Annotated in this window: 21 protein-coding genes and 2 tRNA genes; 14 read left to right on the top strand and 9 right to left on the bottom strand. The window is 70.5% G+C overall.

The window, feature by feature from the left end:
- Nucleotides 1–1,398 (bottom strand): ABC1 kinase family protein, encoded by a 1,398-nt coding sequence (locus IE142_RS19045; RefSeq protein ID WP_191886879.1) that lies wholly within the window; start codon nt 1,396–1,398, stop codon nt 1–3.
- Complete coding sequence (locus IE142_RS19040) at nt 1,391–2,605, bottom strand: TOMM precursor leader peptide-binding protein (protein ID WP_191886878.1); 1,215 nt, start codon at nt 2,603–2,605, stop codon at nt 1,391–1,393. Before IE142_RS19040 ends, IE142_RS19045 begins: the two co-directional genes overlap by 8 nt.
- Nucleotides 2,606–2,873: 268 nt before the next feature.
- On the opposite strand from IE142_RS19040, the gene IE142_RS19035 reads away from it, so the two are divergent.
- From IE142_RS19035 to IE142_RS19020, 4 genes are all read left to right on the top strand, one after another.
- Nucleotides 2,874–3,470, top strand: coding sequence for a M48 metallopeptidase family protein (locus IE142_RS19035; RefSeq protein WP_191886877.1), 597 nt, complete (start codon nt 2,874–2,876; stop codon nt 3,468–3,470).
- A 149-nt stretch (nt 3,471–3,619) separates the two neighbouring features.
- The gene (locus IE142_RS19030; protein ID WP_191886876.1) at nt 3,620–5,416 is read left to right on the top strand and encodes a TerD family protein; all 1,797 of its coding nucleotides are present in this window, start codon (nt 3,620–3,622) and stop codon (nt 5,414–5,416) included.
- A 13-nt stretch (nt 5,417–5,429) separates the two neighbouring features.
- Nucleotides 5,430–6,110, top strand: coding sequence for an AIM24 family protein (locus tag IE142_RS19025; RefSeq protein WP_030974882.1), 681 nt, complete (start codon nt 5,430–5,432; stop codon nt 6,108–6,110).
- A gap of 17 nt (nt 6,111–6,127) precedes the next feature.
- Entirely contained in the window at nt 6,128–6,883 is a 756-nt protein-coding gene (locus IE142_RS19020; protein WP_191886875.1) for an AIM24 family protein, read from the top strand.
- Nucleotides 6,884–6,943: 60 nt separating this feature from the next.
- Here IE142_RS19020 and IE142_RS19015 read toward each other — a convergent pair whose 3' ends face one another.
- Together IE142_RS19015 and IE142_RS19010 are read right to left on the bottom strand one after the other, a co-directional pair.
- Nucleotides 6,944–7,459, bottom strand: a complete 516-nt coding sequence (locus IE142_RS19015; protein WP_191886874.1) for an NUDIX hydrolase — start codon at nt 7,457–7,459, stop codon at nt 6,944–6,946.
- On the bottom strand, nt 7,456–8,910 hold the full coding sequence (locus IE142_RS19010; RefSeq protein ID WP_191886873.1) for a zinc-dependent metalloprotease: 1,455 nt from the start codon (nt 8,908–8,910) through the stop codon (nt 7,456–7,458). The genes IE142_RS19015 and IE142_RS19010 overlap by 4 nt, the downstream gene beginning before the upstream one ends.
- A 192-nt stretch (nt 8,911–9,102) precedes the next feature.
- Here IE142_RS19010 and IE142_RS19005 point away from each other — a divergent pair, with 192 nt between their 5' ends.
- The 4 genes from IE142_RS19005 to IE142_RS18990 all read left to right on the top strand — a co-directional run bounded on the left by IE142_RS19005 (nt 9,103) and on the right by IE142_RS18990 (nt 12,292).
- Nucleotides 9,103–10,224: an SDR family oxidoreductase gene (locus IE142_RS19005; protein ID WP_191886872.1), complete on the top strand. Its 1,122-nt coding sequence runs from the start codon at nt 9,103–9,105 to the stop codon at nt 10,222–10,224.
- Between the two features lie 132 nt (nt 10,225–10,356).
- Nucleotides 10,357–10,818: a molybdenum cofactor biosynthesis protein MoaE gene (locus IE142_RS19000; RefSeq protein ID WP_043380156.1), complete on the top strand. Its 462-nt coding sequence runs from the start codon at nt 10,357–10,359 to the stop codon at nt 10,816–10,818.
- A 165-nt stretch (nt 10,819–10,983) separates the two neighbouring features.
- On the top strand, nt 10,984–11,148 hold the full coding sequence (locus IE142_RS18995) for a hypothetical protein (RefSeq protein WP_167343791.1): 165 nt from the start codon (nt 10,984–10,986) through the stop codon (nt 11,146–11,148).
- Nucleotides 11,149–11,197: 49 nt separating this feature from the next.
- Nucleotides 11,198–12,292: a YlbL family protein gene (locus IE142_RS18990; RefSeq protein WP_191886871.1), complete on the top strand. Its 1,095-nt coding sequence runs from the start codon at nt 11,198–11,200 to the stop codon at nt 12,290–12,292.
- A 39-nt stretch (nt 12,293–12,331) separates the two neighbouring features.
- On the opposite strand, the gene IE142_RS18985 is transcribed toward IE142_RS18990, so the two are convergent.
- Nucleotides 12,332–12,874 (bottom strand): PPA1309 family protein, encoded by a 543-nt coding sequence (locus tag IE142_RS18985; RefSeq protein ID WP_191886870.1) that lies wholly within the window; start codon nt 12,872–12,874, stop codon nt 12,332–12,334.
- A 164-nt stretch (nt 12,875–13,038) separates the two neighbouring features.
- Between IE142_RS18985 and IE142_RS18980 the strand changes: the two genes are divergently transcribed.
- The 4 genes from IE142_RS18980 to IE142_RS18965 all read left to right on the top strand — a co-directional run bounded on the left by IE142_RS18980 (nt 13,039) and on the right by IE142_RS18965 (nt 18,545).
- Entirely contained in the window at nt 13,039–16,026 is a 2,988-nt protein-coding gene (locus IE142_RS18980) for a UPF0182 family membrane protein (RefSeq protein ID WP_191886913.1), read from the top strand.
- Between the two features lie 74 nt (nt 16,027–16,100).
- A tRNA-Met gene (locus IE142_RS18975) sits at nt 16,101–16,174 on the top strand.
- Between the two features lie 240 nt (nt 16,175–16,414).
- Nucleotides 16,415–18,223, top strand: a complete 1,809-nt coding sequence (locus IE142_RS18970) for a tetratricopeptide repeat protein (RefSeq protein ID WP_191886869.1) — start codon at nt 16,415–16,417, stop codon at nt 18,221–18,223.
- A 248-nt stretch (nt 18,224–18,471) separates the two neighbouring features.
- Nucleotides 18,472–18,545, top strand: a tRNA-Met gene (locus IE142_RS18965).
- Nucleotides 18,546–18,674: 129 nt separating this feature from the next.
- Here IE142_RS18965 and IE142_RS18960 read toward each other — a convergent pair.
- The gene (locus IE142_RS18960; RefSeq protein WP_029393677.1) at nt 18,675–19,091 is read right to left on the bottom strand and encodes a Fur family transcriptional regulator; all 417 of its coding nucleotides are present in this window, start codon (nt 19,089–19,091) and stop codon (nt 18,675–18,677) included.
- A 143-nt stretch (nt 19,092–19,234) separates the two neighbouring features.
- Between IE142_RS18960 and IE142_RS18955 the strand changes: the two genes are divergently transcribed.
- A complete protein-coding gene (locus IE142_RS18955; protein ID WP_191886868.1) occupies nt 19,235–20,686 on the top strand; it encodes a catalase in 1,452 nt (483 codons plus the stop codon).
- Between the two features lie 86 nt (nt 20,687–20,772).
- Here IE142_RS18955 and IE142_RS18950 read toward each other — a convergent pair whose 3' ends face one another.
- Together IE142_RS18950 and hisN are read right to left on the bottom strand one after the other, a co-directional pair.
- Entirely contained in the window at nt 20,773–21,174 is a 402-nt protein-coding gene (locus tag IE142_RS18950; protein ID WP_043380147.1) for a CBS domain-containing protein, read from the bottom strand.
- 132 nt (nt 21,175–21,306) lie between these two features.
- Nucleotides 21,307–22,107, bottom strand: a complete 801-nt coding sequence (gene hisN / locus IE142_RS18945) for a histidinol-phosphatase (RefSeq protein WP_191886867.1) — start codon at nt 22,105–22,107, stop codon at nt 21,307–21,309.
- 374 nt (nt 22,108–22,481) lie between these two features.
- Here hisN and IE142_RS18940 point away from each other — a divergent pair, with 374 nt between their 5' ends.
- Entirely contained in the window at nt 22,482–23,093 is a 612-nt protein-coding gene (locus IE142_RS18940) for a TetR/AcrR family transcriptional regulator (RefSeq protein WP_191886866.1), read from the top strand.
- A 7-nt stretch (nt 23,094–23,100) separates the two neighbouring features.
- Here IE142_RS18940 and IE142_RS18935 read toward each other — a convergent pair whose 3' ends face one another.
- Nucleotides 23,101–23,424: a DMT family transporter gene (locus IE142_RS18935; RefSeq protein ID WP_019326978.1), complete on the bottom strand. Its 324-nt coding sequence runs from the start codon at nt 23,422–23,424 to the stop codon at nt 23,101–23,103.
- Between the last annotated feature and the right edge of the window lie 124 nt (nt 23,425–23,548).

Below are 23,548 nucleotides of genomic sequence, written 5' to 3'. Positions count from 1 at the left end.
TCACGCCTCCGCTGCCGGTTCCTCCACCTCGTACGCCTCCTGCTCGCACGTCTCCCCTTCGCCGTCCTCGGGGAGGAAACCCACCAGCCAGTCCTCCAGTTCGTCGCGCAGCCGCACCGTCGCGCCCAGTTGGCACAGCACGCCGATGGTGCTCAGGGTCACGCGGTGGATCAGGAGGTAGGCGGGCGGCAGGTTGAGCTGCTTGGCCAGTTGGTACGCGGGGGAGCGCGGGTCGCCGATACGAGCCGCCTGGCTCCGCATCCAGCCGCGGGTGAAAGTGAACTGATCGACCCGGGCCGGCTCGATGATCGGCAGAAGGTAGTCGAGGACGGCGTCGGGGTCCAGCTCTATCGACTCCTTGACGAAGCCTTCGGAGCAGAGCATCTCGTAGACAGCGTCCGCCTCGCCGTCCAGTGTCATGCGCAGAGCATCCCCGATGGGCTCGGGCAGACCGCCCGGGAGGCGGTCGACCGTGCCGAAGTCCAGAACACCGAGACGCCAGTCGTCGTCACCGTCCGGCCCGCCGGGCAGCAGTCGGAAGTTGCCGGGGTGCGGGTCGGCGTGCAGGAGGCCGGTGCGGGCCGGGCCCGAGAAGAGGAAGTGCGCGAGCAGTTGACCGGCCCGGTCGCGCTGCCGCGTTGTGCCGTCCGCGATGATCTCCGACAACGGGGTGCCGTCCATCCATTCGGTGACCAGCACCTCTTCGCACTGGTGCACCACGTCCGGCACCACGATGTTCGGGTCGTCCGCGAACTCCTCGGCGTGGGTGCGCTGTGCCTGCGCCTCCAGGTCGTAGTCCAGTTCCTCGGAGACCCGGTCCTTCAGCTCCGTGAGCAGGGGCTTGACGTCCATACCGGGGACCAGCGGGCCTAGCAGACGGGCGAAGCGGCTGAGCTGGTTCAGGTCGGACAGCAGGGCTTCGCCGGCGCCCGGGTACTGCACCTTGACCGCCACTTCGCGGCCGTCGTGCCACACCGCGCGGTGCACCTGGCCGATGGAGGCCGCCGCGGCCGGCTTGTCCTCGAACTCCAGGAACAGATCGGGCCAGTCCTCGCCGATCCGCTCGGCGAGGACGGCGTGCACCGTGCGCGTCGGCATGGGTGGTGCCGCCTCCTGCAGCTTGGTCAGGGCCGCCCGATAGGGCCCGGCGACCTCCTCGGGCAGCGCCGACTCGAAGACGGACAGTGCCTGCCCGAACTTCATCGCCCCGCCCTTGAGCTCGCCCAGCACCTTGAACAACTGCTCAGCCGTACGCTGCTGCAGCTGCTGGCCGACGATCTCCGCGGACTCGCCCACGATTCGCTTGCCGAGCCCCCAGGTCGCCCGCCCGGCGAAGCCGAGCGGGAGCGCGGCGAGCTTGGCGGTCCGGGTGACCGCCTTGCGCGGAAGATCAGACATGCGCCCTCCAAATCCCAGCCGGCCGGACGGGTTCTGCCTCACGGCGCACTCCCGCTGACGGCCCTTGCCCAGCCATTGTCGCGCGCCGGTCCCCATCCTCGGAGGTGTGTTCCCGCTTACCTTTTCCGGCGGCTTCGCAGGGGCACGCGGGGTGGGCCGGAACCGGCCGCGTGTGCCACCGCAGACCGGGCAGCGACACCTCCCAGCGTGCGCCGACGCTGGAGGGCGTCCCGCCGTCCAGGAAGGCGAGGGCATGGGCCGCCGCCAGCCCGGCGACCGTCGTGGCCAGGGTGAGGTCGCAGGGCGGAACCATTCGGCGGCCGCCGGAGCGCCACTGGGCCACCAGCCGGGGCCAGGCCTGGTCCCGGTCGGCGCGGTCCGCCTGAAGACACCTCGAGCACCCCGTCTCACCGGGCAGAACCAGGGGGCCGACCACGCCGGTCCCCTCGACGACACCGGCGTACAGGTGGGGCGTACCGGAGGCCATGAGGGCTTCCGCGGCGTCGGGGTCGGGGGCGTGCACCGCGACGTCGTCGCGCGGAGCGACGATCACCAGGGAGAATCCCGGGGTGCCCTCGTCCGGCGGCGTCGCGGGCCCACGGCGTGGTGGCCGACCCGGGGCAGCCCGGCGGACGACACGACGCGCCGTCTCGTCCCGGCGGTCGCCGACGGACTCCGCGGGGAGCCCCCCCGGGGCGACGTCCCACGGTTCGACGCACCCGCCGTCGAGCACGTCGACCTCGCCGACGCCCGCGCCGGACAGCAGGCCGGCCAGCACCGCGCCCACCCGTCCCGCGCCCCTCACGCGGACCCGCAGGGCTCGCCGCGCGGCCAGGTGTCTCATCGCTTCCCCCGGTGCGGATGTGGTCAGGGATAGGGAGGCCAGGTCGGGCCGGAGCCGGTCGAGCACCTCGCTCTTCTCCCGCAGGGCGTCGGCGTCCGGCCCGCCGCCCCTGGAGTCGTCGAGAAGCCCGGCTCGGGCGAGCCGCTCGACCACCCGGTCGACGTGTCCGTCCGGCAGATCCATGCGGCGTCCCTCCTCACGCAGGAGAGCCCGCCCGCGGGTGCCGTTGAGCAGTTCCAAGAAGCTGCCCGTCGCCGTGTCCACCGGACCGAGCGTCAACGCGTGTGCGGGCGTCATCCCGAACTGCACGGTGTTCAGATCGCGCCAGCCGCGCCTGAGCGCGGGCTTCACCATCGGATGCATGCCAGACCCCCCGTAGGTCTTCCAGTCCTGCCTCGAACGTCGTCATGGGTCCGGCGGTGGTCGTCCGCGTGCCGGTCCGCGTGGTCGGTCGCGGATCCGCCGGCGAGTGCCAGCATGCCTCGGCGGACGCCGAGGCGTCGAAAGTTGTCCACAGGTGGTGGGTATTCGTCCTATGAATCCGGCGTACACGTCGAGCGAGGCGTGCCGGATCGGGGCCGAAGCGTCCCGGAGCCGGGACTTCCCCGTGTGCAGCGGGTAACGTCGTGGCGTGTCCGCCGACCCACTGCACCGCGCCGGGGCGCCCCAGCGCACACCGACGAATCCGCCGCCGAACGGCCCGGCGACGAGCGCGATCGAGGTCCGCAGGAGCACCCGGCGACGCCGGACGGTCTCCGCGTACCGCGAGGGCGATCGCACCGTCGTGCTGATCCCCGCCCGCATGTCCGAGGCGGAGGAGCAACGCTGGGTGAGCGTCATGCTGGACAAGCTCGCCGCCCAGGAGAGCAAACGCGTTCTCGGCGACGCCGAACTCGCCGAGCGCGCCGAGCGCCTCTCGAACCAGTACCTCGACGGGCGGGCCCGGCCCGCCTCGGTTCGCTGGGTGACCAACCAGAACACGCGCTGGGGCTCGTGCACCCCGTCCGAGGGAAGCATCCGGTTGTCGCACCGCCTCCAGGGCATGCCCGAGTACGTCGTCGACTACGTCCTCCTGCACGAACTGGCACACCTGCTCGTTCCCGGCCACGGGCCCCGGTTCTGGCGGCTGCTGGAGGCGTATCCGCGGACCGAGCGGGCCCGGGGGTACCTTGAGGGTGTGGTCGCCGCCGACCGGCTGCCGGACGTACCCGACGCCCGCAGGGAGTAGTGCGCACCCCCGGGATACGCCCCGGCGGGCGGTACGCCACGGCCGCGCACGGGTTCTGTACCGGGTCTGTACCGACTTCTTCCGGCGTCCAAGATTGCCGTTAGCCTGGCGCGACGCACTCGCATTCGGATGGGGGACGGTCGTAACGCATGGCCAGGGAATTCCAACGCGGCCACAAGGCCAGGATCAGTGACCTCACCGCGGGCACGGATCTGTACGTAGGCGTGCAGATGTCGGGCCCCGGGTTGAGCTTCGACATCAGCTGCTTCGGTCTCGACGCCGACGAACGGCTGTCGGACGACCGGTACTTCGTGTTCTTCAACCAGCCGAAGACCCCCGAGGAGTCCATCCAACTCCTGGGTGCGCAGGCGGGTGACACGGAGTCGTTCCGTGTCACCCTCGACAGGATCCCGCCGCAGATCCAGAAGCTGTCCTTCACGGCGACGATCGACGGTGCGGGGCAGATGTCGCAGGTCGCCTCCGGATACATCCGGATCGTCGCGGGCGGCGAGGAGGTTGCCCGGTATCCGTTCAGCGGCTCGGAGTTCTCCACCGAGCGCGCCGTGATGCTGGGCGACTTCTATCTGAAGGACGTGTGGCGGTTCGCCGCCGTCGGACAGGGCTTCGACGGCGGGCTGGACGCGCTGCTGAGGAATTTCGGCGGCGAGGTGGCCGAGGAAGAGGCCCCCGCACCGCAGCAGCCGCAGGCCGGTGCCGAGGGTGCCGCCCCCGGTTTCGCGCCGCCGGCCCAGGCGTCGGCTCCCCCCGCTTTCGGCGCTCCCGCCGCTCCTGCGCCGGCCCCGGCTCCCGGGCCTCTGGCTGCTCCGCAGGGCTTCGCCCCGCCGGCCGGCGCCACTCCGCCGCCGACGCCCGCCCCGGCACCCGGTTCCGACGTGCACGCCGCGCAGACGATCGTCGCGCCCATGAACACGCCGCCGGGCGGCTCCCCGGTGCCTCCGCCGGTCCCGGCGCCCGGGCCGTACGGCCAGCCGGGCCAGCAGCCGCCGCACGGTCAGGTGCCGGGGCAGACCGCCCCGCCGCCTCCCGGCTACGGCCAGCTGCAACCGCCACAAGTGCCACACCAAACGCAAGCACCTCACGCGCCCCAGGCCGCGGCCCCGCCTGCCGGGTATGGCCACCCGACTCCGCCTCCGGGGTACGGCCACCCGACTCCGCCTCCGGGTTACGGCCAGCCGACCCCGCCCCCTGGCTACGGCCAGCAGGCACCCTACGGATCCCCGCAGGGCATGCCTCCGGGCGCAGCACCCCAGAGTGCGCAGCAGGGCGCCGGTGTGACCGCCGCACTACAGCAGTTCCGCGAGACCGCGACCGGGCAGCGCTGGACCCAGCAGAACAAGAAGCTGGTCCGCGTCGACCTCGGCGCGGACGGTCAGCCCGTGCTCGCACGGCAGGGCAGCATGGTGCTTTACCAGGGCAAGGTCGACTTCAGCTACAAGGGCGCCGGATTCGCCGGCCGGGTCGTGGGCAACGCCACCGGTCAGGAGATGCAGCTCATGCGCTGCACCGGCAAGGGCCAGGTATTCCTCGCCGAGAACTCCGCGATGCTGCACCCCATCGAGCTCCAGGGCGACGCCATCTGCGTCTCCGCGGAGCACGTCCTCGCCTTCGACGAGAGTCTCCAGTACGAGGTCCGTCGCATCGAGGGACACGGCATCCCCGGCGGCGCGCTGTTCACGATGCAGTTCCAGGGCACCGGCACGATCGTCGTCAAGACGCACGGCGTGCCCGTGGTGCTGCCGGTCACGCCCACCACCTTCGCCGACTGCAACGCGGTCGTCGCCTGGTCGGCCGCCGCACAGGTGGTCGTCTCCAGTCAGGTGCGGATGCGCCGCAACTCCTACGCGGGCGACACGGGCGAAAGCGTCAACCTGCAGTTCCGGGCCGCGCCCGGCAACTTCGTCATCGTCCAGCCGTACGAGATCTGAGGGAGAGCCCGACATGAACCAGCCGCTCGCGGGCTACGCTCCCGCACCGGTCACCGCCCGCATGGAGAACCACGGCAACCACATGCTGAAGGTCGCCATGCAGACCGGCAACGACCTCCTCGCGCGCGTGGGCTCGATGGTGGCCTACGAGGGCTTCGTCCAGTACGAGCCCAACCCGCCGGCCGTCCGCCAGATCGCGAAGGACTGGATGACCGGCGAGGGCGCGCCCCTGATGAAGTGCTCCGGCGACGGCCTGCTCTACCTCGCCGACTACGGCGCGAACGTCGTCGTCATCAACCTCAACGGCGACGGGATCTCCGTCAACGCCACCAACCTGCTCGCCTTCGACGCCCACCTGACGTGGGGCGTGGAACGGGTCAAGGGGCTGGCCAAGTTCGCCGGGCAGGGGCTGTGGAACACGAAGATCTCCGGACAGGGCTGGGTCGCCCTCACCTCCCGCGGCAAGCCGATCGTGGTCGACTGCGGCGGTGGCGAGGACGAGACGTACGTCGACCCCGACGCCCTCGTCGCCTGGTCCCCGAACCTGAAGGTGAAGGGCAAGCGCAGCTTCAAGGCGCAGTCACTGATCGGCCGCGGCAGCGGAGAGGCCTACCAGATGGCCTTCTCCGGTCAGGGCATCGTCGTCGTCCAGCCCAGTGAGGACAGCACCGACCGCCTTCGGGTCCGGGGCTGAGGGGAAGCCAGAACACCATGCAGAGCCCGCTTTTCGCCTACAACGACCAGCAGACCCAGGAAGCCTGGAGCCTGCAGAACAAGCACATGCTCCGGGTCGCCCTGGAGGGCCACGACGACGTGCTCGCCCGCAAGGGCACGATGGTCGCCTACCAGGGGCTCGTCGAGTTCGACGCCGAGTACCAGACCAACAACCAGTCACGCGCGCGTGCGCATACCGGTGAGGGCCTGGACCTGATGCGCTGTCACGGGCAGGGCACGGTCTTCTTCGCCAACCTCGCCCAGTGCGTCCACGTGATGGATGTCGACCAGGACGGCCTGACCGTCGACAGCAGCTATGTGCTGGCGATGGACTCCTCCCTGCACCACGAGGTCATCGCGGTCGACAGCCTGTACGGCATCTCCGGCTCGGGGAAGTACCAGCTCAACATCACCGGGCGCGGCAAGGTCGCCCTGATGACCTCCGGCTCCCCGCTGCTGCTGCAGGTGACGCCCGACAAGTACGTCAACTGCGACGCCGACGCGATCGTCGCCTGGTCCACCGGCCTGCGCGTGCAGCTGCAGGCTCAGACGCACTCGACCGGCGTGTGGCGGCGCCGGGGCAGCACCGGTGAGGGCTGGGAGCTCAGCTTCATGGGCAGCGGCTTCGCGCTGGTCCAGCCCAGTGAGCTGCTGCCGCCGCAGAACGCGCAGATCGGCTCGGGCGTCGCCGCCCAGTACGGCATGGGCCAGCAGGGGGCCCGCGGTCAGAACCAGGGCAACGTCTGGAGCTGAGCGCGGGGTACTACCGCAGTCCGGTAAGGGGTGATCGCCAATGCGCTCACCCCTTACCGGTCACAGGCGGGCGCGGGTCGCCTCGAGCAGGCGTACGACCGACTCGTCGGCCACGTCCGCGACCTCGGAGTAGGGGAACCAGCGCAGGTCCAGGGACTCGTCGCTGATGGCCTCCACGGCCCCGTCCGGAGCCAGGGCGGCGTACTGGACGTCCAGATGCCAGGCGCACGGCGTGTGGTGGCGGTCCAGCCGCACGGGACCGCCGGGGAGCAGGGTCAGCCCGGCGATGCCGGACTCCTCCGTGCCCTCGCGCAGGGCGGCACGCGCCAGCGTCTCGTCGGCGGGCTCGCAGTGGCCGCCCATCTGCAGCCACATGCGCAGCTTCCTGTGGAGGGTCAGCAGGACCCGCTCGCGCAACGGATCGATCACCATGGCACTCGCCGTGACGTGCCCGTCCGCGCAGGCCTTCCACATGCCGTCCGGATGCGTCACGAGATGGTCCAGGTACACCCGGCGCAACTCGTCCTGGCCCTCGTACGCCTTCAGGACCAGGACGGCGTCGTCGTGGAGGCTCACTCGCTGTCGTCGCCCTTGCCCTCGGCCTCGTCGGAGCCCTTCTCGTCCTTCTTCTTCAGGTCGGGCTTGCCCGCCGCCTCGCCGAGCATCTTGTCCAGCTCGGAGAAGTCGAGCTGCTCGCGGTGGACGAAACCGTCCGGGTCGTCCAGGTCGGTCGCGGTCGGCAGCATGTCTGGGTGGGCCCACAGGCCGTCCCGGCCGTCGACACCGCGCGCGTCCGTCAGGGACGCCCACAGACGGGAGGCGTCGCGCAGGCGGCGCGGGCGCAGCTCCAGGCCGATCAGCGTGGCGAACGTCTGCTCCGCCGGGCCGCCCGAGGCGCGCCGGCGGCGCAGCGTCTCGCGCAGCGCGTCGGCGGAGGCTAGGCGCGGCTTGGCGGCGGCGTGCACCACCGCGTCCACCCAGCCCTCGACCAGCGCCAGAGCCGTCTCCAGGCGAGCCAGGGCCGCCTTCTGCTCCGGGGTGTCCTCCGGCTGGAACATGCCCTGCTGGAGAGCCTCCTGCAGCTGCTCGGGGTTCTGCGGATCGAACTGGCCGACCACGTCCTCCAGCTTGGCCGTGTCCACCTTGATGCCTCGGGCGTAGCCGTCGACGGCGCCGAACAGGTGCGAGCGCAGCCACGGCACGTGCGCGAAGAGGCGCTGGTGGGCCGCCTCACGCAGGGCGAGATAAAGCCGCACCTCCTCCTGGGACACGCCGAGGTCCTTGCCGAACGCCTCGATGTTCGCCGGCAGCAGCGCGGCCTTGCCGACCGGACCGAGCGGCAGGCCCACGTCGGTCGAGCCGACGACCTCGCCGGCGAGGACGCCGACGGCCTGCCCGATCTGCGTGCCGAACATGGCGCCGCCCATGGAGCGCATCATGCCGATCAGCGGGCCGGCCATGGCCTGCATCTCCTCGGGCAGCACGTCACCCATGGCGGTGCCGACGCGCTCGGCGACCGGGTCGACCAGCTCGCGCCAGGCGGGCAGGGTCGCCTCGACCCACTCCGCGCGGCTCCACGCCACCGAGGTGCCCGCGCCCGAGGGCAGGGCCGTCGCGTCGTCCAGCCACAGGTCGGCCAGGCGGACGGCCTCCTGGACGGCGTTGCGTTCGGCGGGGCCGACGCTGGCGTCCTTGGTGCCGTCCGGTGTGCCCTGGGCGACCGTCTGGCGGGCGATCTGCTTGGCCATGTCCCAGTTCACCGGACCGCCCTCGTAGGAGAGCATCTGGCCGAGCTGCTGGAACGCGGCGCCCAGGTCGTTGGGGTTCATGGAACCGAACATGGCGGCGAACGGGTTGTCCGCACCCGGGCCGCCGGGGCCGCCAAGGCCTCCGGCCCCGGGCATCCCGAAACCGAACGGGCTGGCCGGTCCCTGACCACCGCCGCTCTGCTGGTCCTTCTTCTTGCCCTCGTCGCCGTCGTCCGGCTCCTCCGGCGGAAGGCCGAATCCGAATGGGGTGTCACTCACGGGGTTCCTCGGCTGGTAAGGCCGCCGGTTCTTTCCGGCGGCACGGCTGCCCGACTTCACCACCCAGCGTAGACACCCGGGGCGGTTCGGGCCTCGGTGCTTCGCCGACTGACGGCCTGCGGCAGGATGGATGCCACCTGGTACGTACGCGTCGAGCGCGCCCGTACTGAAGACAACCGCTGGAGACGCCCGGTGAGTTCCCCAGATCCGCAGGTTCGCGCAGCGCGAAACCAGTCAACCAGTTCCGCCCGCCCCGGCGCGCGCGGACCCGTCGTCGCGGTGACCGGTGCCGCGTCCGGGATCGGGGCGCTCCTCACCGAGCGGCTCGCCGCGTCCGACGAGGTCAGACAGGTCGTGGCCATCGACGAACGGCGTGGGGACTGCGCGGCGGCCCGGTGGCAGGTCCTGGACGTGCGGGACCCGGCCATCGCCGAGAAACTGCGCGGCGCGGACGTGGTCGTGCACCTGGCGCTCGACCTGGACCTGGAGACCGACGCGGGTGCCCGGACCGCTTACAACGTCCGGGGGACGCAGACCGTCCTCACCGCCGCCGCGGCGGCCGGCGTGCACCGGGTCGTGCTCTGCACCTCCGCCATGGTCTACGGCGCCCTCCCGGACAACGAGCTCCCGCTTTCCGAGGACGCCGAGCTGCGCGCCACGGCCGAGGCCACGGGCGTCGGCGACCTGCTGGAGATCGAGCGGCTCGCGCGACGCGCGCCCCGGGCGCATCCCGGTCTGAATGTGACCGTCGTCCGGCCGGCGGTGCTGGTCGGAGGCGTGGACACCGCACTGACCAGGTACTTCGAGTCACCCCGGCTGCTCGTCGTGGCCGGGTCGCGGCCGGCCTGGCAGTTCTGCCACGTCGACGACCTGTGCAGCGCCCTGGAGTACGCGGTGCTGGAGAAGGCCGACGGTGAGCTGGCCGTCGGGTGTGACGGCTGGCTGGAGCAGGAGGAAGTCGAGGAGCTCAGCGGCATCCGACGTATGGAGCTGCCCTCGACGGTCGCGCTCGGTGCGGCGGCCCGTCTGCACCGCATCGGCCTGACGCCCTCCCCGGCCGGGGATCTCGCGTACACGATGTACCCCTGGGTGGTGAGCGGCAGCCGGCTGCACGATGCGGGATGGCGGCCGAAGTACACCAACGAGGAGGTGCTGGCGGAGCTGCTGGACGAGGTCTCCGGGCGGCGCACGGTCGCCGGGCGGCGCCTCGGGCGCAAGGACGCGACGGCTGCGGGAGCCGCCGGAGCGACGGTGGCGCTGCTGGGCGCGGCCGCGGTGGTGCGGCGGGCGCGGAAGGCCCGGCGCCGGATCTGATCGTGGTGGGCCTCCGTTCGCTGCCCCCGTCGTCCGTGTCGGCGGCGCTGCAGGAGGCTGCGAGGCGGTACGCGCGCGTGCCGGGCGATCACGCTATTCCGCGGGTGCCGTGCCGTGGGGCACGATGGGCGTATGGCAACCACGAACGACCACCCCGGTGAGCTGGCCGCCCCGGACCCCGTGAAGCTGATCGGCATTCGGGAGACGCCCCTCTCCGTGGACGAGGTCTTCCGGGCCGTCGGGGACGACGCGGCCGGAGGCACCGCGTTGTTCGTGGGCACCGTGCGCAACCATGACGGGGGCACCGACGTAGATCGGCTCGGGTACTCCTGCCATCCCAGCGCGGAGGCCGAGATGCGACGGATCGCCGAGAAGGTCGTCGCGGAGTACCCCGTACGGGCGCTCGCGGCCGTCCACCGTGTGGGGGATCTGGAGGTCGGCGATCTGGCCGTGGTCGTCGCCGTGTCCTGTCCGCACCGCGGCGAGGCCTTCGAGGCATGCCGGAAGCTGATCGACGACCTCAAGCACGAGGTGCCGATCTGGAAGCATCAGACGTTCTCCGACGGAACCGAGGAGTGGGTGGGCGCCTGCTGAAGGGACCCCGGGCCGCCCGGTGCACCCGAACGCCGAATCGAATCCTCCTGCGTCCCTGTCGTCGCTCCGGTTGCGTAACCGGCCCCCCGGCGTGAGCGTTGTCACTGCGGATGGTTAATCTGCTGATCAGTCAGTAGCGGACGCTCATGGGGTTGGGAGGTCGGCATGGCAGCGCTTGCCTGGTTGCTGATTCCGCTCGTGGCTGCTGTCGGCGCGGGGCTGTGGGGCAGTTGGGCCAACCGGACGCGCAAGGTCCGCAGTGACGGCCCCGAACTGGACGGGTACGCCCGCTTCCGCGAGGCGATGGAGCGACCCCGGACCGGGGCCTGACCGAACGCCCTGACGGTGTTCTGACAGCCGCGTCCCGTACTGTCGTGCCATGCCACGCCGTACCGCAACGATGCTCGCCTCCACCCTGATGCTGATCGCGCTCCTGTGTGCGGGTGTGTTCATCCCCGTGCCGTACTCGGAGATGTCCCCGGGGCCGACGGTGAACACCCTGGGGGATCACGACGGCGAGCCGGTGCTGCAGATCGACGGTCACAAGACCTACGAGGCGAGTGGTCACCTGAACATGACCACGGTCCGGGTCACCAGCGCCGAGTACAAGATGAACCTCGTGGAAGCGGTCTACGGCTGGCTGGCACACGACAACCGCGTGGTGCCGCACGAGACCCTCTACCCGGACGGCAAGACCGAGGAAGAGGCCACCCAGGAGAACGCCGAGGAGTTCAGCCAGTCCCAGGAGAGCGCCAAAGTGGCCGCTCTGAAGGCCCTGGACATCCCGGTGCAATCCTGGGTGGTTGTCTCCACGGTGGTCAAGGACTCCCCGGCCGAGGGCCGGCTGCATGCCGGTGACGTGATCAAGGCCGTGGACGGAACGACCGTCCGGAAGCCCGCCGACGTCGCCGAACTGGTGACCAAGCACGAACCCGGCCAGGACGTCGACTTCACGATCGTGCCCGCCAAGGAGCAGGCCGACGCGGAGAAGGAGGGCCGGACGCCCACCAGGACGGAAAAGATCACGGTCCCCACCGCGACCTCCGACGACGGCGGTGAGAAGCGCGCCATCGTGGGGATCTCCGCCGGCACCGACCACACGTTCCCGTTCACCATCGACATCAAGCTGGCCGACGTCGGCGGTCCGAGCGCCGGTCTGATGTTCGCCCTCGGCATCTACGACAAGCTCACGCCGGGCGACCTCACCGGCGGCAAGTTCGTCGCCGGCACGGGCACGATCGACGACACCGGCAAGGTCGGACCGATCGGCGGCATCGGGATGAAGACCATCGGCGCGCGTGACAAGGGCGCCAAGTACTTCCTGACTCCCGCGGACAACTGCGCGGCCGCCGCCGAGGACACCCCCGACGGGCTCACCCTGGTCAAGGTGGACACCATCGACGACGCCCTCGGCGCGCTGGAGGACATCCGCTCCGGAAGGACGGCCGACCTGCCGACCTGCGCCAAGGGCTGATCGGCGAGGCCGCCGCGTACAGGCCCCGGTCCCTACCCCCTACTCCTCGAAGGTCGCCGACAGCGCCTGGGCCAGCCCCGGCACCAGGTCGGAGCCCGTGAGGACCTCCGTGGCGGAGTCCTTCTCCCGCAGCCGCAGGGCGGAGTCGCGGGCACCGTCGCGCAGCACCGCGACCGTCATGCGGACCTCCTGGCGTTCCGGGTGCTCCGCGACCCACTGCGCCAGTTTGGCCTCGTTCAGGCCCTGCGGAACCTGGGCCTCGGCGGACGGCGGCAGCATCAGGCGTTCCACGACGAGGGCACAGCCGACCACCGCGTCCGGCCAGGCGATGGTGCCCAGGAACTCGTCGAGCGGCTGGTCCGTTGGAATTTCGTCCTGCTCGATCGGGGTCAGGCCGGAGCTCTCCGACTCGTCCTGAAGACCGAGCCGGTCCGCGAGCGAGGGCTGATCGGCCCTCAGCCGCGCGGTGTCGACAAGTGCAAAGAGGCGTGCGGGCTGGTCCCAGCCGAGTCCGGAGACGTACTCGTCGATCTCGAGTACGGCCCGGGTGAGGGGGCTCGCTGCCATGGGGGTGTTGGACATGGTCACAATCCTGCCTCGTTACTGGCCCGAATCGGGAACCGAGTAAACGATGAGTAAGTTGCATAAGTGTGGGCCCACGATCACGGGGGCGCACGGGGGGCCCACGAACCCGAGGGCCTGACGAATCAACAGCGAACTTCGAGGTGCGCACCTTGGCTTTCCAGATGCCGGACCGCGGCGGAGGCCCCCCGACGGGGCCGCGGATGAGAATGGGCCGCCCGTCCCGGCGTGTCCGAACCCTGCTGATGACACTCGGTGTCCTCGCCGTGCTCGGCATGGCGTTCACCATGTTCGCCGGGTTCTGGACGGACTGGCTCTGGTACCGGTCGGTCCACTACTCGTCGGTCTTCACGACGACCCTGTGGACCAAGATCGGTCTCTTCTTCGTCTTCGGCCTGCTCATGGCCCTCGCCGTCGGGTTCAACATCTGGCTGGCCCACCGGCTGCGCCCGCCGCTGAGCGCCATGTCGATGGAGCAGCAGAACCTCGACCGGTACCGGATGGGTATCGCCCCGTACAAGAAGTGGCTGCTGCTCGGTATCACCGCCCTGGTCGGCCTCATCGCCGGCGCTTCCGCGTCCGGTCAGTGGCGGACCTGGCTGATGTGGGTCAACGGCGTCCCCTTCGGGCAGAAGGACCCCCAGTTCAAGCTGGACGTCGCCTTCTACGCCTTCGACCTGCCCTGGTACCGGTTCCTGCTCGGCTTCGGCTTCGCAGCCGTGATCATCTCCGTGATCGCCGCCGCGCTCACCCACTACCTGTACGGCGGGCTCCGCGTCACCAGCCCGGGCGCGCGCGCCACGGCCGCGGCCACCGGGCACCTGTCGGTGCTCATCGGGGTCTTCGTCGCCCTCAAGGCGGTCGCCTACTGGCTGGACCGGTACGGGCTGGCCGTGAAGTCCAGCGACTTCAAGGCCACGGACAGCTGGACGGGCCTCAGGTACGTCGACGCCAACGCCTATCTGCCGGCCAAGACGATCCTGTTCTGCATCGCCGTCATCTGCGCCCTGCTGTTCTTCGCCACCATCTGGCGGCGCACCTGGCAGCTCCCGGTGATCGGCTTCGGCCTGATGGTGCTGTCCGCGATCCTCATCGGCGGTCTGTACCCGGCGCTCGTCCAGAAGTTCCAGGTCCAGCCGAACGAGCAGGCCAAGGAAGCGCCGTACGTCGAGAAGAACCTGGCGGCGACGCGCGAGGCCTACGGCATCGAGGGCACGCAGGTCGCGGAGTACCCCGGTGTCAGCGAGACCAAGGACAAGACCAAGCTCCGGGACGACGCGAACGCCGCCGCGTCCATCCGGATCATGGACCCGAACGTCATCTCGCCGACGTTCCAGCAGCTCCAACAGATGCGTAACTACTACGCGTTCCCGACCAACCTGGACGTCGACCGCTACTCCAAGGACGGCAAGGACCAGGACACGGTCATCGGTCTGCGCGAGCTGAACCTGGCGGGCATCCCGAAGAAGAACTGGATCAACAACCACTTCCGCTACACCCACGGCTACGGGGTGGTCGCGGCCAAGGGCACCGAGGTGGACTCCGAGGGGCGCCCGGTCTTCACCGAGTCCAACCTGCCGTCCGAGGGCGACCTCGGGACGTACGAGCAGCGGATCTACTACGGCGAGAAGACCAACACGTACTCGATCGTCGGTGGTCCCCAGAAGGAGATCGACTACTCCGACGACTCCGGGGAGAAGACGTTCAGCTACAAGGGGGACGGCGGGGTCGACCTGTCCAACCCGATCAACCGGGCGGCGTACGCGGCGGCGTTCAGCGAGCCGCAGATCATCTACTCCGGTGCCATCGGCGAGGGTTCGCGGATCCTGTACAACCGCACGCCCAAGGAGCGCGTCGAGGCGGTCGCGCCGTGGCTGACCATCGACGGTGACGCCTACCCGGCGGTGGTGGACGGCCGTATCCAGTGGATCGTCGACGCCTACACGACGACGAACGGCTACCCGTACGCCTCGCGCACGACGCTCGGCGACACCACGGCCGACTCGCTGACCGCGGCCAACGATCAGCGGGCGGTGGTGGCCCAGCAGAACCAGGTCAACTACATCCGCAACTCCGTGAAGGCGACCGTCGACGCGTACAGCGGTGACGTCAAGCTCTACCAGTGGGACGAGAAGGACCCGGTCCTGAAGACCTGGATGAAGGCCTTCCCGAACACGGTTCAGGACAAGAGCGAGATCTCCGACGAGCTGATGGCGCACCTGCGCTATCCGCAGGACCTGTTCAAGGTCCAGCGCGAGCTGCTCACCCGCTACCACGTGAAGGACGCCAACACGTTCCTCAGCGGCAGCGAGGTGTGGCAGGTGCCGGACGACCCGACCAACAAGTCGGGTGACGCGGTGCCGCCGTACTACCTGAGCATGAAGATGCCCGACCAGGAACAGCAGGCCTTCTCGCTGACAACGACGTTCACACCCAACGGCCGCGACAACCTCAGCGCGTTCATGGCGGTCGACGCCGAGGCGGGGACGGAGGGCTACGGCAAGATCAGAATCCTGAAACTGCCGACGAGCACCACCGTCAACGGTCCCAAACAGGTGCAGAGCCAGTTCAACTCCGAACAGGACATCGCCGAGTCCATCAGGCTCCTGAGAGGTGGTGACTCGGAGGTCGAGTACGGCAACCTGCTGACGGTGCCGCTCGACGGCGGACTGTTGTACGTCGAACCGGTCTACGTGCGCGGTGGCGATCTCAAGTACCCGCTGCTGCGCAAGGTGCTGGTGAGTTACGGGGGCAACACCGCCTTCGAGAACACCCTCGACGAGGCTTTGAACAAGGTCTTCGGGGCGCAGGCGGCCGAGACCGATCCGCCGGCGGACGAGGGCGAGGGCACGACCGAGCCACCGCCGACGTCCACCAACCCGACGGTCCGGGAAGCGCTGAGTGACGCGCAGGAGGCCTTCGACGCCGGCCAGAAGGCGTTGGAGCAGAAGGACCTGGCCGCGTACGCCGAGGCGCAGAAGGATCTGGAGGAGGCGCTGAAGCGGGCCGAGGAGGCCCAGGCCAGGACCGACCAGGGCGCCGGCGGCAAGAACGGTGACGACGAGAGCGGGGACAAGGCAGGGGACGGCGAGGCCGGTCCGAGCGCGGCGCCGTCCGGCGATACCGGCGGCGGGGGCTCGGGCAGCGGCTGACCGCCTTCTCCGAGCCGGCCGTCAGAGCTGGTCAGAGCCCATCCCGCGCCGTGCTAGGGTTGTGAACACAACGGCGCGGGGTGGAGCAGCTCGGTAGCTCGCTGGGCTCATAACCCAGAGGTCGCAGGTTCAAATCCTGTCCCCGCTACTAAAGTTCGTGAGCTTTGTGCGAACGACCACGAAGGCCCGGATTCCGAAAGGGATCCGGGCCTTCGTGGTGTGCGAACGCATGTGCCGGTGAGGTCGACGGCCGCGCCGCCAGGGGAAGTTGGGGAGATCTGTGTTTGACTTGTCTCCCTGTGGGCATGTCGACAAAACGCTGAAGTGACCTCACTGGCTGCGGTATACCGGATGTACCCAGGTTGCAGGTGGTGCGACGATGGACGTTATGGGGGACATGGTAAATCTGTTCGGGACAGGGCGTTTTGCGCAGCCGTCCGATCAGGAGGAGCCCACGGACGAGGCTCAGGAGGCCGCCGACGAGGCCGCCGAGGAAGTACGCCGACGGCTGGCCGCCGAAGCCGGTGACGTCGAGGCGATGAGCGTCCTCGGCGCGATGCTGCTGCGTCGCGGCGACTTCGACGGAGCCGAGTCCCACCTGCGTGCCGCCACCGCCGCCGGCGACCGGGCCGCCGCCAACAACCTGGGTGTCCTGCTGCACCAGCGCGGATACGCCGACGAGGCCGCGGGGTGGTGGCGGATCGCAGCTGTCGCCGGTTCCGCCGCCGCCGCCCACGCGCTGGGGCGGCACTTCCGCGAGCGCGGGGACGAGCCCGCCGCCGAGTACTGGCTGTGCCAGTCCGCCGAGCAGGGCCATGTCCTCGGCGCCTACGCGCTCGCCGACCTGCTGGAACACCGTGGTGACGAGGCGGGCGCCGAGCGGTGGATGCGGGCAGCGGCCGAACGCGGGCACCGCGAGGCCGCGTACCGGCTGGCCCGGACGCTGGACCGGCGCGCCGGGCAGAAGCGTGACGAAGGTGACACCGACGCGGCCGACGAGGCCGAGCAGTGGTACCACCAGGCCGCCGCACGCGGCCACCGGCGGGCCGCACTGCACCTCGGGACGATCTTGGAGAAGCGGGGCGAGCTCAAGGAGGCCGGTCGCTGGTACCTCACGTCCGCCAAGGACGGCGAGGCCCGCGCCGCCTGCGCGCTCGGCTTCCTGCTGCGGGACGCCGGCGACACCGAGAGCGCCGCCGTGTGGTGGCTGCGGGCCGCCCAGGACGGCGACGGCAACGCCGCCAACGCCCTCGGCGCGCTGCACGCCGAGCGCGGCGAGACCCAGACCGCGGAGCGCTGGTACCGCGCCGCGATGGACGCCGGGGACGACAACGGGGCGTACAACCTCGGGCTCCTCTGCGCCGACCAGGGTCGCACCACACAGGCCGAGCAGTGGTACCGGCGGGCCGCGTACGCCGGGCACCGGGAGGCGTCCAACGCGCTCGCGATCCTGCTGCTGCGCGCCGGGGACGAGACGGGTGCCGAGCCCTGGTTCTCCAAGGCCGCCGAGGCAGGCAGTGTCGACGCCGCCTTCAACCTGGGCATCCTGCACGCCGGACGGGGCGAGGAGCGGGCGGCGCTGCGCTGGTACGAGCGGGCCGCCGCCGCCGGGCACACGGAAGCGGCGCTGCAGGTGGGAATGGCGCGCATGCGTGACGGTGACGAGCGCGAGGCCGAACGGTTCCTGCGGTGCGCGGCGGGCGGCGGCAGCGCGGAAGCCGCGTACCGACTGGCGACGGTGCTCGACGCGCGCCGGCCGCTGACGCCGGCGCACGAGCTCGGCGAGCCGGCGCAGGAAAAGTCCGAGTGCGAGGAGTGGTACGAGCGGGCGGCCTCCCAGGGGCACCGGCGGGCCCAGGTGCGGGTCGGCATGATGGCCGCGGCGCGGGGCGACGTGGTGGAGGCGGCACGGTGGTACCGGGAGGCAGCCGAGTCCGGGTCGCGCAACGGCGCCTTCAATCTGGGGCTGCTGCTGGCCCGCGAGGGGAGCGAACCGGAGGCCGTCGTGTGGTGGCGGCGGGCCGCCGACGCCGGGCACGGGCGGGCGGCGCTGCGACTGGCGCTGGTGTGCGCGCGGCGGGGGGAGCTGGCGGAGGGGCAGTGGTGGGCGGACCGGGCGGTGTCGCTGGGGCCGCGGGAAGTGGGGGAGCGGGCGGCTCGGTTGCGGGATGCGTTGCGGCAGGAGTTGTCGGCGTGACGCGGGGCGCTGTGCTGGGCTGAGGCGGGTTCGTGGGCTCGCCGGCGAGGGTGCGGGCCGGGGGCGGGAGTCGCGGCCCGGCGTCGCGGGGTGCCGCTTCGCCCACCCGTGCCGCCCCGGCGGAGCGACTGCCCGCGGCTACGCGGGACGGGTGGGTGCAGCGGCTACGCGGTACGGGGCCCGCAGCTACGCGGTGCGAAGGCGATTTGCTTCTGGTCGTCGGGTTGACGTAATGTTTCGTTCATCGCCGCGGGGTGGAGCAGCTCGGTAGCTCGCTGGGCTCATAACCCAGAGGTCGCAGGTTCAAATCCTGTCCCCGCTACTGAAGGCCTAGGGCCGGAATCCGAGAGGGTTCCGGCCCTAGGTGCGTTAGGGTCACGGCGGGCCCTTGAGGGTACGGGAAGGCCCCGGCACCCATCGGTGCCGGGGCTTCGCGCGAGTGTGGTGGACCCTACGCCGCGGCGCAGTTCGGGCAGGTGCCGCGGTACGTGACCTCGACGTCCGAGACGGTGAAGCCGAAGCGCTCCGAGTCGGGGAGGTCGGCCAGCGGATTGCCGGTCGGGTGGACGTCGCGGATCGCGCCGCACTGGGCGCAGACCAGATGGTGGTGCGGCCGGTGCGCGTTCGGGTCGTACCGCTTGGCGCGCTTGTCCGTCGCGACTTCCAGTACCTCACCGAGCGTGACCAGCTCGCCGAGGGTGTTGTAGACGGTCGCCCGGGAGATCTCGGGAAGCTTGTCCACGGCCCGGGCGTGCACCTCGTCGGCCGTCAGGTGGACGTGTTCGCCGTCGAGGACCTCGGCCACCACGCGCCGCTGCGCGGTCATGCGCCATCCGCGTCCACGCAGCCGTTCCAGTAGGTCACTCATACAGGTCAGCCTAACAGCAAGGGGAACCGGGTCCCGAACGGGTGTGACTTTGGAGTCTTACTTGACTTAGACATTGTCCATTGTAGGATCGGGAACGGCATTAGCCAAGGGACAGGTTTTGCAGATTGGCGCAGGAGGCGTACGTGACTCAGGGACCGCTTACGACGGAGGCCGGTGCTCCGGTAGCCGACAATCAGAACAGCGAGACTGCGGGCGTCGGCGGCCCCGTGCTCGTCCAGGACCAGCTTCTTCTGGAGAAGCTGGCCCACTTCAACCGTGAGCGCATCCCGGAGCGTGTCGTGCACGCCCGCGGTGCCGGTGCCTACGGCACCTTCACGGTCACCGCCGATGTCACCAAGTACACGCGCGCCGCGTTCCTCTCCGAGGTCGGCAAGGAGACGGAGACCTTCCTCCGCTTCTCCACCGTGGCCGGCAACCTCGGTGCGGCGGACGCCGTCCGCGACCCGCGTGGCTTTGCGCTGAAGTTCTACACCGAAGAGGGCAACTACGACCTCGTCGGCAACAACACCCCGGTGTTCTTCATCAAGGACGCCATCAAGTTCCCCGACTTCATCCACACGCAGAAGCGCGACCCGTACACGGGCTCGACCGAGATGGACAACGTCTGGGACTTCTGGAGCCTGTCGCCCGAGTCGACGCACCAGGTGACCTGGCTGTTCGGTGACCGCGGCATCCCGGCGTCGTACCGCCACATGGACGGCTTCGGTTCGCACACCTACCAGTGGAACAACGAGGCGGGCGAGGCCTTCTGGGTCAAGTACCACTTCAAGACGGACCAGGGCATCAAGTGCCTCACCCAGGCCGAGGCCGACAAGCTCGCCGGTGAGGACCCCGACTCCCACCAGCGCGACCTGCGCGAGGCCATCGAGCGGGGTGACTACCCGTCCTGGACCGTCGGCGTGCAGATCATGCCCGTCGCCGAGGCCGCGACGTACCGCTTCAACCCGTTCGACCTGACCAAGGTGTGGCCGCACGCGGACTACCCGATCGTCTGGTTCGGCAAGCTGGAGCTCAACCGCAACCCGGAGAACATCTTCGCCGAGGTCGAGCAGTCGATCTTCTCCCCGGCGCACTTCGTGCCCGGCATCGGCCCGTCCCCGGACAAGATGCTGCAGGGCCGCCTCTTCGCGTACGGCGACGCCCACCGCTACCGCGTCGGCATCAACGCCGACCACCTGCCGGTGAACCGTCCGCACGCCACCGAGGCGCGCACCAACTCCCGTGACGGCTACCTGTACGACGGCCGCCACAAGGGCGCGAAGAACTACGAGCCGAACAGCTTCGGCGGCCCGTTCCAGACGGACCGTGCGCTGTGGCAGCCGGTCGCGGTCTCCGGTGTCACCGGCGAGACCGAGGCTCCGTCGCACGCCGAGGACAACGACTTCGTCCAGGCGGGCAACCTCTACCGGCTGATGACGGACGAGGAGAAGGGCCGCCTGATCGACAACCTGGCGGGCGCCATCTCGAAGGTCTCGCGTGAGGACATCATCGAGCGCGCGATCGACAACTTCCGTCAGGCCGACGGTGACTTCGGCAAGCGGCTGGAGGCCGCGGTCCAGGCCCTGCGCGGCTGACACATCCAGCACTGGACCGCTTGTCGTGGCGGCGGGCCGGATCCCCGGGGACGGGGGTCCGGCCCGTTTCGCGTTCCGCGTGCGGTTCAGGCCGGTACGTGCTGCGCCCCCTCCCGGGCCGGGACCCAGCAGCGGATGATGTCGCGGACCGACACGATGCCGGCCGGCTCGCCGCGGTCGAGGACGATCAGGTGACGGAAGCCGCCGTGCGCCATCGCCCGGGCGGCCTCCTCCACGGTCCAGGACGGCGCGGCGAACACGACGTCGGTGGTGGTGTGGGCGTGGGCGCGCTCGGTGTCCGGGTCCTGGCCGAGACCCACGGAGATGAGGACGTCGCGCTCGGTGAGGATGCCGATGCCGCCGGCGTCGGGGTCGTGGACCACCGCCGCGCCGACGCGGCGCGCGGACATCAGGGCGGCGGCCTGGCGGAGGGTGTGGGCTGGGCCGATGGTGAGGACGACCGTGCTCATGGCTTCGCGGACGAGCATGGGTGGAGCCACCTCCTGCCGGTGAATCCATGAGTCAGTTCATGGATTCACAAGGTCACAAGTAGGGGGACTCTCAGAGTGGCAGGCAAAGGGCGGGTCAACAAGGGGGCGGTCGCAGCGCGTTGAGGGTGCTCAGTAGCGCTGGTTGAGGTAGCCGAGCAGCTCGTCGTGGAGCCGGCCGTTCGACGCTGCCGCGTTGCCGCTGTGCGGACCGGGGCGGCCGTCGAGGCCCGTGAAGGTGCCGCCCGCCTCGGTGACGATGATCGCGTTCGCGGCCATGTCCCAGAGGGAGAGCTCGGGTTCGGCGCAGATGTCCACCGAACCCTCGGCGACCATCATGTACGGCCAGAAGTCGCCGTACGCGCGGGTGCGCCAGACCTCGCGGGTCAGGTCGAGGAAGCCGTCCAGCCGGCCCTGTTCCTCCCAGCCGCTGAGCGAGGAGTACGCGAAGGAGGCGTCGGAGAGTGTGGAGACCTGGGAGACCTGGAGCCGGGAGGCCGAGGTCAGGCTGCGGCCGGTGAACGCGCCGTGGTCCTTCACCGCCCACCAGCGGCGGGCGAGGGCGGGGGCGGAGACGAGGCCGACGACGGGCCGGTAGCCCCCCTCGCCCGCCTCCATCAGGGCGATGAGGGTGGCCCAGACGGGAACGCCGCGGACGTAGTTCTTGGTGCCGTCGATCGGGTCGATGATCCAGCGGCGTGGGCCGGCGCCCTCCGTGCCGTACTCCTCGCCGAGGACGGCGTCGCGGGGGCGGGCGCGGGCGAGATGACCGCGGATCAGCTCCTCGGCGGCCTTGTCCGCTTCACTCACCGGGGTCATGTCCGGCTTGGTCTCGACCTTGAGGTCGAGGGCCTTGAAGCGGTCCATCGTCGCCGCGTCGGCGGCGTCCGCGAGGACGTGGGCGAGGCGGAGGTCGTCGAGGTAGTCGGGCATGCGGGTCACGGTATCCGGCGGGGGTGGCGCGGGGCTACCAGGGGTTTGGCGGGCGTGGCGGGCGCGGGCGCGTGGCGGTGGGGGCGGGGCGGTGCGCGGCGTTGGTGCAGGCGCGGGTCCGTTGGTGCTGGGCGGGGGCTGGCGTCGGGGCCCGGCGTGGCGGGGTGCCTCCCCCACGCTCGGCTTCTCCCCCACGCTGGGGGCACCTCCCAGGCCGTTCAGGCACTGGGGGAGGCACGACTGCCCGCAGCTGGGGCGGCAGGCGACTGCCCTCAGCTACGTGGGGTGACTGCCCGCAGGAGTGTGCGAGGGGCCTTGACAGTGGTCGCATACCCGTCAAATCTGGGCGAGAAGTCGCTCGGCCCGAGGAGGCGATGGTGCCTGCAGCCCGGGAGTCCTTGCTCGATGCCGCCTTCACGGCCCTGGCGCGTCGGCCCTGGCCCGCCGTGCGGATGGTGGACGTGGCGGCGGCGGCCGGGGTGTCCCGGCAGACGCTCTACAACGAGTTCGGGAGCAAGGAGGGCCTCGCCCGGGCGCTCGTCCGCAGGAAGGCGGACGGGTACCTGGCCGGTGTGGAGCGCGCGCTCGCCGGTGGCGGCCCGGGCACCCATCGCGAACGGCTCACCGCGACCGCCGAATGGACCGTCTCCGCCGCCCGCGAGAACGCCCTGGTACGGGCAATGCTCACCGGCTGCTGGAGCGAGCGCCTGCCCTCCCCGCCCCTGACTGCGGTGCCGTCCGCCTCCGTCGTGCCGGCCCAGCGTCGGGCCGACGGCCCACTGCCCTCGCCCGGTGACTTCGTCGCCCTGGTCCGCGACCGTGCCGTCGCCGCCCTGAACGGCGCCCCGTCACCGGACACCCTGGACCTTGCCCGCTCCTGCGAGCTCGCGGTGCGCCTCGCCCTGTCCTGCGTCATGGCCCCGCCCGGAGAGGGTGGGGTCGCGGAACTCGTGCGCACCGTCCTCCCGCGCCGGTCGACGTCCTGAGGCCTGGTCAGTGCGCCGAGCCCGACAACTGCAGCCCGATCACGCCGATGATGACCAGGCTGATCGAGACGATCTTCAACGTGGAGACCAGGTCGCCGAGGAAGACCATGCCGTAGATGGCGGTGCCGGCCGCACCGATGCCGGTCCACACCGCGTACGCGGGACCGACGTCGAGCTTCTTCAGCGACATCGTCAGCAGACCGAAGCTGCCCAGCGCGAACACGCAGAAGGCGATGGTGGGCCAGAGGCGGGTGAAGCCGTGCGACAGCTTCAGACAGACGGCGAAGCCGGTTTCGAGCACCCCGGCCACTATGACCAGCAGCCACGCCATGTCATGTCCTCCCGTAGTCCCGTCGTACCGTGACCGCTGCGGCCGGCTTTGCTCAGGCTTGGCTCCGGCTCGGTGCGATTATGCCCTTACCGGTCCCGGTGCACGGCAAACAACGCGAAGGTCA

Source organism: Streptomyces mutabilis, assembly GCF_014649815.1.
GTDB classification, from domain to species: Bacteria; Actinomycetota; Actinomycetes; order Streptomycetales; family Streptomycetaceae; genus Streptomyces; species Streptomyces mutabilis.
Note: the sequence above shows the minus strand (reverse complement) of the source record. Positions and strands in the feature narration are given on the sequence as shown.